Below are 9664 nucleotides of genomic sequence, written 5' to 3' on the forward strand. Positions count from 1 at the left end.
TTTCTTGACTTGAAGCAAGCTCGAGGTTTTATCATGGGTGCATTCCAGAGAGAGGAGCACCCATGAACTCAGATTTCGCGCGCGTGTCGAAGCTCGGCTTCGGCTGCATGCGCCTGCCGCAGACCGACCCGAAGGATCCCACCGCAATCGACATCGAGCACGTCAAGCAGATGGTCGATACCTACTTGGCCGGCGGCGGGAACTACTTCGACACCGCGTTCGTCTACCACAACGGCGCATCCGAGAAGGCTCTCGGGGAAGCGCTCGTCGCGCGCCACCCGCGCGAGTCCTACACCATCGCCACGAAATGCCTCGCCTGGGCGTGCCCCGACGAGAAGACGGCGAAGTCGAATCTGCCCACGTCGCTTGAGCGGCTGGGAACCGACTACATCGATTTCTACCTGCTCCACAACGTGGGCGGAAAGCGCACGAAGGTCTTCGACGATTGGGGGATGTGGGACTTCGCGCAGAAGGCCAAGCAGGACGGCCTGATTCGCCACGTCGGCTTCTCCATGCACGACGGCCCCGAGACGCTCGATCGCGTACTTACCGACCATCCCGAGATGGAGTTCGTGCAGCTGCAGGTGAACTACCTCGATTGGGAAAGCCCGGTCGCGCAATCGCGCCGCTGCATGGAAGTGGCTGCCGAGCACGATGTCCCCGTCATCATCATGGAGCCAGCCCGCGGAGGGATGCTCGTCAACCTGGCCGATCGCGTTGCGGCGCCGCTGGTTGCCTGCAGCCCCGAGAAAAGCCTCGCGTCCTGGGCATATCGCTTCTGCTACAACTTGCCGGGCGTGCTCACGGTGCTCTCTGGCATGTCGACGATCGACCAGGTTCGCCAAAACATCGCTGATTTCAAGGCGAACGAGCCGTTTTCCCCGGAGGAAACCGAGGCGCTTGCCCAGACGCGCGAAATCCTCGAGTCGATTGCGGCGATTCCTTGCACGAACTGCCGCTATTGCGTGAAGGGGTGCCCGCAGGAAGTCGCCATCCCCGAGATCATGGGGCTTTTGAACCTCGAGGCGCAGGTCGAGAACAACAAGTTCGTGAGCGACTTGTACAGCTGGCAGGCGAAGCCCGGTCGCGCCTCCGACTGCATCGAGTGCGGCCTGTGCGAGTCGATGTGCCCGCAGCAGATCGGCATTATCGAGAACTTGAAGACCGCCGTCGAGCACTTCGAGTAAGGTCGAGCGGGCTTTGGGTGCGGCTGGGCCCAGATGCGCTCCCGGCTGCGTGCAGCGGCGCCGCACCCCGATTATTCACGCCTGTAACAAAGATGTAACAGCATCTGGCCTTTTCTTGTTCGACAAAGCCTTTGCAAGCCTTTATAGTGAACGAGATATCTCATCTTGCTTTTAATATGGAAAGGGGAAGGAAGATGAAAATGAAGAAGCTGGGCGTGGTGCTCGCCGCTGGCGTGCTTGCCGCTTCGCTTGCCCTGTTCGGATGCTCCTCGAACAGCACCGCGGGCAACGACACCAAGAAGGACGATTCCGCCAAGGCCGATACGAGCTACACGCTTGTCAAGGATGGCACGCTCACGATGGGCACCTCCGCCGACTATCCTCCGTTCGAGAACCTCGAGAACGGTGAGGCTGTCGGCTTCGATGTCGATCTGTGCAAGGCTGTTGCCGACGAGCTCGGCCTCAAGTTCGAAGTCGTCAACAACCAGTTCGACTCGCTGCTCACCGGCCTTGCCGCGGGCGGCAAGTTCGACGTCGTGCTTGCTGGCATGACCGTCGAGCCCGAGCGTGAGGAGCTTGCCGACTTCACCGACACCTACTACGTCGATGACCAGGCTGTTGCCGTTATGAAGGACGGCGCGATCACCAAGGACAACGCCAAGGAAGAGCTGAACAAGGCCGGCGTCATCATCGCCGTGCAGTCCGGTACCACCGGTGAGACCTACTGCCGCGAGAACTTCCCGAACGCGACCATCCAGCCCTATGGCAACTCCACCGATAGCTTCGCCGCTATGCAGGCTGGCCAGGCGACTGCCGTGTGCACCAACGCCGCCGTCGTGAAGAAGATGCTCTCCGAGGCCTACAGCGACGCCCAGGTCGTCCTCGAGGTTGCGACCGGCGAAGAGTACGCCATTGCCGTGAACAAGGACAACCCGGAGCTCACCAAGGCCATCAACGAGGCCATCAAGAAGCTTCAGGACGATGGCACCGTCGAGAAGCTCGCTGCCAAGTGGCTCGGGTAAGCCCCTTGCCGCACGCTGAGCGCCCGTAACGGGCGAGAGCTCGCGTGCCGATAGCGTTCGAGAATCGCCATTGACGCCCTATCCTGTCCGAGAGCGGCTCGCCGAGAAGCGAGCAAGCTCGAAGCCGGGATAGGGCTTTTCTTTTCCTGAGTACCCGCCGGCCTCCTCGATTTTGATTTGACGAACGGATATTTTAAACTATGTGATAAATGCGAGAAGAAAGGAACACGCGATGAGGATCCCTGGAAAGCAACTGGCGACGGGCATGGCAGTTGCACTCGCATGCGCTCTCGGAACTTTTCTCCTTGGCTGGGTGCAGCGGAGCTAAATCCCCTATTCATGACGAAATCGAGGTCGCGAAGGCAGACATCGCCTCCGACGTGCCGTCGGAGATAATAGAGGGCTGGTCTTTCCTGGCGCAAAACAAGGATGACTCCGAGGCAAAGAGGGCTATTGAAGAGTTGGGGGGCATCCCCACGCCGTATGCGAACCTGTACCAGCTCTGGCGCATGGCGGGCAAGGGGAGGATGACCCTGCGCCAGGCGGATGACCTCGACCGAGAAGAAGAGATTGAGGAATACTTCCAAAATGCGCTTGGCATCAGCATGACGGAAAGCACGGCGGAATACGGAGTCTGCAAGGTTCCGTGCTTGAGTGCGAGCAACGAGTACGTCAAGTCGGCGACCGATGAGATTTTCGGGAAGGAGGTCATCACCCAGATAAACGCGAACAATTGGTACTACCTGGATAGAGACGACTATCCGACCAACCTCGAGCTCCAAGTGCAGGACGTGCCCGAGATTAGCAGTGAAAGCGAGGCCGTTGCTATCCTCGACAAAATTACGGACTACGCGGGCCTCGGGCAGAAGACCTCCCAGGGCGGAAGCGACGCCGGGCTTTGGTACACCTGCGGCAAGAAGGATGGCGCGACTTGGTATGCGATCTACCACTTGGAGGCTTCGTCAGTCGGAGACTATCCGATGATTAACGTCTGGGTTTCTGACTGCTTCGCTTCCAATGCAGAATCAGCGCTCAAGAACTACGATCGCAGTGAGGACTTCGAACTATACGATGCCCTGCTAAGCGGTCGCCAGGAGAGCGAGAAGGCTTCCAGCAGTAGCTCCTCCTCAAACAGTTTGAGCCAGAGCGCGCCGAAGGACGAAAAGATCACTGAGATCGACGGCAAGACCGTGTGGAAAGTCCAGGCAACCTCTTCGAGCATTCATTTCCTGGGTTCCTTCACGGGGTCTGGTAACTTTATTGTTAAGCTCCTGGATTCAAACCAAGACCTTGCGAGTCTCGTTTGCAACGAGATCGGAGACCACAAGCTCGACAAGAGTATCTCCACGTCGGTGGGAAGTACTTACTACATCCAGATTGAATGCAGCAGCGGCACGTGGAACGTGTCGTGGAGCGGCACGGGCGGAGCGTAGCAAAGAAGCGGGCTCGTTAACCAGAGGCTCAACCCATGCGCATGCGCCGTGCCAGAGCGGCGCATGCGGCAACGCGGGATTAACCAGCCTCAGGTTCCTGGGAGCAAGAAGGCTCATCAGGGTATCGCCCGGCGGAACGAGCGCATTCGACAAATAAAGGCACGAAACCCGTGAAAAAAGCAGATGCGAAGTTTGGCGTTTTCGGCACAGACGCTAGTTATTAATCAGGACATCTGCCTGCAATCACTTCCACGAGAGAACAGGCTCCGGAAAGGCAAGGCTCGCTAATGCCTTCTCACGTTCATTTTCTACGACCAGGCCGACGACATCGTGAACGAGGCCCGCAGCTGCGAGAAGCGCTTGCTCGAGAACGGCCTGCCAGATGTCGCGCTCAATTCCGAGCCACCGCTGAACGGCCTCAAGGGATATGAAGGACTCATGTTAATCAGCGCAGGAAGATGCGTGCCATGTTTTCAGAGCTTGTGCGCCGCCTCCCCATCGGTTACGTCGCGTTTTCGTACCGAAGGAGCGAGTTCGAGGACCTGGCGAAGCTCACCACCCGCATGAAACGAGACATATCCAACCCTCAGTTTGTCCTCCTCCAGTTCTTCCAGTCTTTCGATGACATGAAGGTCTACTACGACGATGGTCAAGACATTGTTAGGCAAGCGCTCGACCAATCGTTTGTCTTTGTCCTGCCGAAGGGCGTCGTCGAGCGTCGCAAGACTTTCGCGGTTGGGCTACCGCCTCGAGCAGGTGGCACGTAGCACGAGATTGCCAAATCGAACAAGGGTGTATATAATATGCGTCGATGGGCCCGGGATGACCGCTGATTCAAGTCACCGGGCCTAAATTTGTATTTTCAGGAGAAACCTTATGGCAGACGCATGCGAGCACCCCGAAACCGAAGTGCGGCTCGAGTGGGCCGAGCGCTGGCTTTCGCCATCAAGGCTTTCCTCTTACCTGAACCTTTGCGGCGGCGACGTCGAACTCGCGCTCGATCTGCACGAATGGAACCTCATGCTCGGGCGCGCCCTCATGGGCGACATTGCGCACTTCGAGCTCGCACTGCGCAATGCGTACGATAGGGCCCTCACCGAGCGCTTCGAAGGCGACGAGCACTGGCTCTTCGACGCGAGCTCACCCGTGACGCGCCCCATCATGCGAAAGAGCAAGGCGAATAAACTGCGCGACGTGAACATGGTGAACCGCCGAGCCATCGACGATGCCCGCGGGCGGGCGCACGACCCGGCAAACCCCAATCAGGTGATCGCGGGCCTTATGCTCGGCTTCTGGGCGCACATGACCGACCGCAGCCGCGAACGAGACCTTTGGATCCCGTATCTGCACGCCGCATGGCCAGCTGGAACCGACAGGGCGAAGCTCAACCTGCAGCTCGAGGCAATCAACAAGCTGCGCAACCGTGTCGCGCACAGCGAGCGCCTGTTCAATCCCAGACCCGACGGGTGCTCGCCCGCAAGGGTCGACGCGGTGATGCTCGCCTTGTTCCGCGCTTTATCGCCGGAGGCTTACGAAGGCCTTTACGGCAACGAGGGCAAGACGACGATTGAGAGATTCCTCGATGACCACCCGTCGCCGATAGATGTGAGGCTATAGCAAATCCGCCTGCCGAGTCCGCACGCACCGAATCACCCCTCTCCGAGCCACTCGCTACGAATCCCTACGGAAACCCGGGAGTGATTAAAGGAGCGACCTGCGGTTTCGCGAATCAATTGAGTCATTCCTGAAATCGCGAATCAAGGGCCTGATTCGCCCAAATTGCGCATGAATCAACCCCTCGGCGGCATGACACGGCACGCATCGATAACACTCGGACTGGATTAGTCACTGAGTGGAAATAAGCCAGCCACGTTTTTTGCCGGATAAAGTCGTCTGCGGTGTATCGTGGCGTTCCGAGTACCCCAACTTTTGGGATTGACTCAGAGGCGCAATCGACGAACAGGTCGATCGATCGAAAGAAGAGGAATCTTATGGTGTCTAGGGAAGTTCGCGCTGCCGACAGCAAGTTCATTGCGCTTACCCTTCGGCGCAAGCCCGAGGAAATCGGAATCTCCTTGGACGAGCACGGCTGGTCGGATGTTGACGAGTTGGTGCGAGGCATTTCCAAAACAAGACCTTTACCCACGACATGCTCGAAGAGATTGCAGCAGCGTCAAGCCGAGCGACGGGGTGTGTGGGTCAGACGTGTAGGGCGCTGCCTGGCAAGGAAATCCCGCTGCGAGCACCCAGGGGCGTTTGGAGGGCCAGAGATAGGTTTTGTAATAGCCTTTGGAGTTATCGGAAATACCAAAACGCAGGTTGTGGACGTGCTAGAATTGCATGGCCTTTATTATGTAATTAACCGCAGGGCTATGAACTGGATGAGGCTCTCTTCGCATTGGCGGAGAGGGCTTTTTAATCGTAGAGGAACGTACATGCACATGCAGAACTTGAAAGCGAATACCGTGCGCACCGCGTTTTGCGCACTGCTCGTCTCGTTCGCGCTCGTGTTCGCCGGTGCGGCGCAGGTTGCCGTCGCCCCGACGAACGCGTATGCGCTCGACACCGCCAAATGCACGGCGAAACCCAACGTCAGCGGGTCGTCGGACGTGCTCGGCGGCGTGGAGACGCGCATCACCTGGGAAGGCCAGGCCGATCCCGACGAGCAGATCGCGGGCGTCACCTTCACCTTGCCTGAGGGCACGACCTGCGAGCCGGGCGACACGCGCGCAACGATGCTCACCGGCGACGACCTGATGACGCGAACGAACCTCGACGTCTCCGTCGACTACAAGGACGGCAAGCTCACCGTGAACTTCTCCGAGCCGGCACAGGCGGGCGGCTACTTCCGTGTGGAAATCTACAAGGTGAAGTTCTCCGAAATGGGCGGCGACATGCAGCTTACGGGCGCATATACGCTTGCGGACGGTACCGAGGTCGCCATGGACACGCTGCCTGCAATCACCGTGAAGTCGCATTCGTTCTTCGAGTCGCTTTCCGATTCGCTCGCCCAGCAGGACTGGGTGAAATCGTGGAACAGCGTGCTTTTCCTGAAGCTGTTCTTGAACCCGTCGGTGTTCGTGTCGAGTCTACCGGTGGTCTTTTGGGGCTTTTTGATGGCGATTGGCATCGTGGCCTGCGCTTTCCCGCTCGCTATCCCGTTCGGCCTTCTGCTGTCGCTCATGCGCATGTCGAAGCTGCGCGTGCTGCGCGGCATCGCCACCGCCTACGTGAACGTGGTGCGCGGCACGCCGCTGTTCCTGCAGATCTACATCGCCTTCTTCGGCCTGCCGCTTGCGGGCATCCAGATTCCCACGTTCCCGCTCGGCGTGATCGTCCTCGCGATGAACTCGAGCGCGTATCTGTGCGAAATCTTCCGCGCAGGCATCCAGTCGATCAGCAAGGGGCAGTTCGAGGCCGCCCGCTCGCTCGGCATGAACGGCGCGCAGACGATGCTCTTCGTTATCATCCCGCAGACCGTGCGCCGCGTGATTCCAACGATGACGAGCGAGTTCATCCTGCTGTACAAGGACACGTCCATGCTCGCCGCCGTGGGCACGATGGAAATCGTCATGAACGCGAAGACGATTGTCGCGTCGACGGGTTCCATCACGCCGTATGTCGTGGCCGCGTGCTTCTATCTGATCATCACGCTGCCGCTCGCGAAGGTGGTAGGCAACCTTGAGTCGCGCCTGGCCAGCAACGACACGGGCAAGGGCGGTAAGAAGAAGCGCAAGAGCAAGAAACATGCGATTGGTACCGGCGATGCTGCGGGTGCGCTCGGTTCGGGCGCGGGCACTGCTGCCGCCGAGGCGCGGGCAACGGGCGACGCTGTGGCGGCCAAGCGGCCTGACGCGGTCGAGGGAACGGGCATCACGCCCGAGCAGATGTCGAGTCTGTAAGGGGTGTGAGCAATGACTGAGACTATGAAGAACCTGACGAATGAAACTGCCGACGGCGCGGGCGAGGGTGTGGCGCACGTGGCGACCAACGGACAGGCGGCGGACGACGGCAAGCCCATCATCCGCATCTGCGATTTGCATAAAAGCTACGATGACCTCGTGGTTTTGCGTGGCGTCGATTTGGAAGTGAAGCGCGGCGAAGTGGTGGTCATCCTGGGGCCTTCGGGTTCCGGCAAATCCACGCTCCTGCGCTGCGTGAACCTGCTTGAGCAGCCCACGGGCGGCCAGGTGTTCTTCGAGGACACCGAGATCACCGCCAAGGGCACCGATATCAACGCTGTGCGCGCGAAGGTCGGCATGGTGTTCCAGAGCTTCAACCTGTTCCCGCATCTCACCGCCAAGGGCAACGTCATGCTCGCGCAGCAGAAGGTGCTCAAGCGCTCCAAAGAGGAAGCGGCCAAGGTCGCGGTTGAGCAGCTCACGAAGGTGGGGCTTGCCGAGCGCGTCGACTACAAGCCGAGCCAGCTTTCCGGCGGTCAGCAGCAGCGCGTGGCCATCGCCCGTGCTCTCGCGATGGACCCGCACGTCATGCTATTCGACGAGGCGACGAGCGCACTCGACCCCGAGCTCGTGCGCGATGTCCTGGGTGTCATGAAGGAGCTCGCGCGCGGCGGCATGACGATGATCGTGGTCACACACGAGATGGGTTTCGCCCGCGACGTGGCCGATCGCGTCATCTTCATGGACGGCGGCGTTATCGTCGAAGAGGGTACGCCCGATGAGGTGTTCGATCACCCCAAGAGCGACCGCACGAAGGACTTCCTGGGTCATATCCGCTAGAGGTTGCAATGCGGCGGCTTGGGCGACGAAAGCTCGCGCAGGCTGCCGTTTTCTTTTGCGTGTTAAGGTGGATATGCCAAGGTGAAGTCATTTCTTGAGGGCAAGAACGGCTTCGGAGAGGGCGCGTCGGAGAGGAAGAACGAGATGGAGTCTGAGGCGGAGGCAAGTCGGGCAGAAGCGGGGCGCGGTGCCCTTGCTGCGGTTGGATGTTATCTCCTCTGGGGTTTTTGCCCTCTCTTCTGGGCGTTGCTCGACAATGTGGGCTCCATCGAGATTATCGGACAGCGAATTGTCTGGTCGCTCGTCCTCACCGTCGTTGCGTGCAAATTCATCCTGAAGGTCGATTTCGTCGGGCTTTTACGAGATGCCCGCGCACGGCGATTCCTTATTCCCTCGGGGCTTCTCATCATGTTGAACTGGAGCCTCTACATCGTTGCTATGGTGACGAACAATGTGGTGGAGGCGTCGCTTGGCTACTACATCAACCCGCTCGTATCGATTGTCCTGGGGCTCGTGGTGTTCCGCGAGCGTTTGACGCCGTTGCAGATTGCAGCTACGGTACTGTCGGCAGCGGGCGTCATCTACTTCACGGTAAACTACGGCAGTTTTCCCTGGATAGCCCTGGTCCTTGCCTTTACGTTCGGCATATACGGAGCGGTGAAGAAGCGCGGCGGATATCCGGCAGTCCCCACCATTGCGGTCGAGGGAATCGTTGCGCTGCCTTTTGCGATCGTGGCTCTCGTTGCAGTGGCTATTGCTGGTCAAAGTGTGTTTTTCTCGCCGGACATGTCGCTTGAGGCATGGCAGACGCGCGTCCTTTTGGTGCTGACCGGTCCGATTACCGCTGTGCCGCTCATCCTGTTTGCAACCGCAGCGAACAAGACCCCGCTTTCACTTATCGGGTTCATCCAGTACATCAGCCCGACGATCAGCCTTCTTTCGGGCGTTCTCGTGCTCGGCGAGCCGTTTACCAGCGCGCATGCGGTATGCTTCGCGTGTATCTGGGCTGGTGCAGTGCTCGTCATCGTGGACGCGATTCGCAAGCAGGTTCGCCAGCGGTAGGGGGCGCACAGGTTAAGTCTCGCGCGAATCAAGCTCTGAAGGGTCTGCAGGCTGTCGAATCAGAATTGCAAGCTAATGCCCTCACATTTACAGGTAGTGTCCCGAATGTTGGTGTAGAGCTCGGTTCTCGAGGGTAGCCGCAGGCTGCCCGAGGAGCCGAGAATCACCTAGAATGCCGTCATTCTAGCGCATGCTACGCCGCCTTCCTGCCGGGAATC

8 protein-coding genes are annotated in these 9664 nt (G+C 59.2%); all 8 read left to right on the top strand.

Annotated features, from left to right (window positions below; genetic code table 11):
- The first annotated feature begins 62 nt into the window (after positions 1–62).
- The 8 genes from F8C90_RS08995 to rarD all read left to right on the top strand — a co-directional run bounded on the left by F8C90_RS08995 (position 63) and on the right by rarD (position 9446).
- Positions 63–1187: an aldo/keto reductase gene (locus tag F8C90_RS08995; RefSeq protein WP_158050183.1), complete on the top strand. Its 1125-nt coding sequence runs from the start codon at positions 63–65 to the stop codon at positions 1185–1187.
- 194 nt (positions 1188–1381) lie between these two features.
- The gene (locus F8C90_RS09000; protein WP_158050184.1) at positions 1382–2209 is read left to right on the top strand and encodes an ABC transporter substrate-binding protein; all 828 of its coding nucleotides are present in this window, start codon (positions 1382–1384) and stop codon (positions 2207–2209) included.
- 305 nt (positions 2210–2514) lie between these two features.
- Positions 2515–3642: a hypothetical protein gene (locus F8C90_RS09005; protein ID WP_211361080.1), complete on the top strand. Its 1128-nt coding sequence runs from the start codon at positions 2515–2517 to the stop codon at positions 3640–3642.
- Between the two features lie 467 nt (positions 3643–4109).
- Positions 4110–4409: a hypothetical protein gene (locus tag F8C90_RS09010; RefSeq protein ID WP_158050186.1), complete on the top strand. Its 300-nt coding sequence runs from the start codon at positions 4110–4112 to the stop codon at positions 4407–4409.
- 109 nt (positions 4410–4518) lie between these two features.
- Positions 4519–5259: an Abi family protein gene (locus F8C90_RS09015; protein WP_158050187.1), complete on the top strand. Its 741-nt coding sequence runs from the start codon at positions 4519–4521 to the stop codon at positions 5257–5259.
- Between the two features lie 824 nt (positions 5260–6083).
- Positions 6084–7544 carry an amino acid ABC transporter permease gene (locus tag F8C90_RS09020; protein ID WP_211361081.1) on the top strand — a complete coding sequence of 487 codons (1461 nt, stop codon included), beginning with the start codon at positions 6084–6086 and terminating at the stop codon, positions 7542–7544.
- 12 nt (positions 7545–7556) lie between these two features.
- Positions 7557–8384 carry an amino acid ABC transporter ATP-binding protein gene (locus F8C90_RS09025; RefSeq protein ID WP_321109814.1) on the top strand — a complete coding sequence of 276 codons (828 nt, stop codon included), beginning with the start codon at positions 7557–7559 and terminating at the stop codon, positions 8382–8384.
- An 81-nt stretch (positions 8385–8465) separates the two neighbouring features.
- Entirely contained in the window at positions 8466–9446 is a 981-nt protein-coding gene (gene rarD / locus F8C90_RS09030) for an EamA family transporter RarD (RefSeq protein ID WP_158050189.1), read from the top strand.
- Positions 9447–9664 lie beyond the last annotated feature (218 nt).

This window comes from Ellagibacter isourolithinifaciens (genome assembly GCF_008831035.1).
GTDB classification, from domain to species: domain Bacteria; phylum Actinomycetota; class Coriobacteriia; order Coriobacteriales; family Eggerthellaceae; genus Ellagibacter; species Ellagibacter isourolithinifaciens.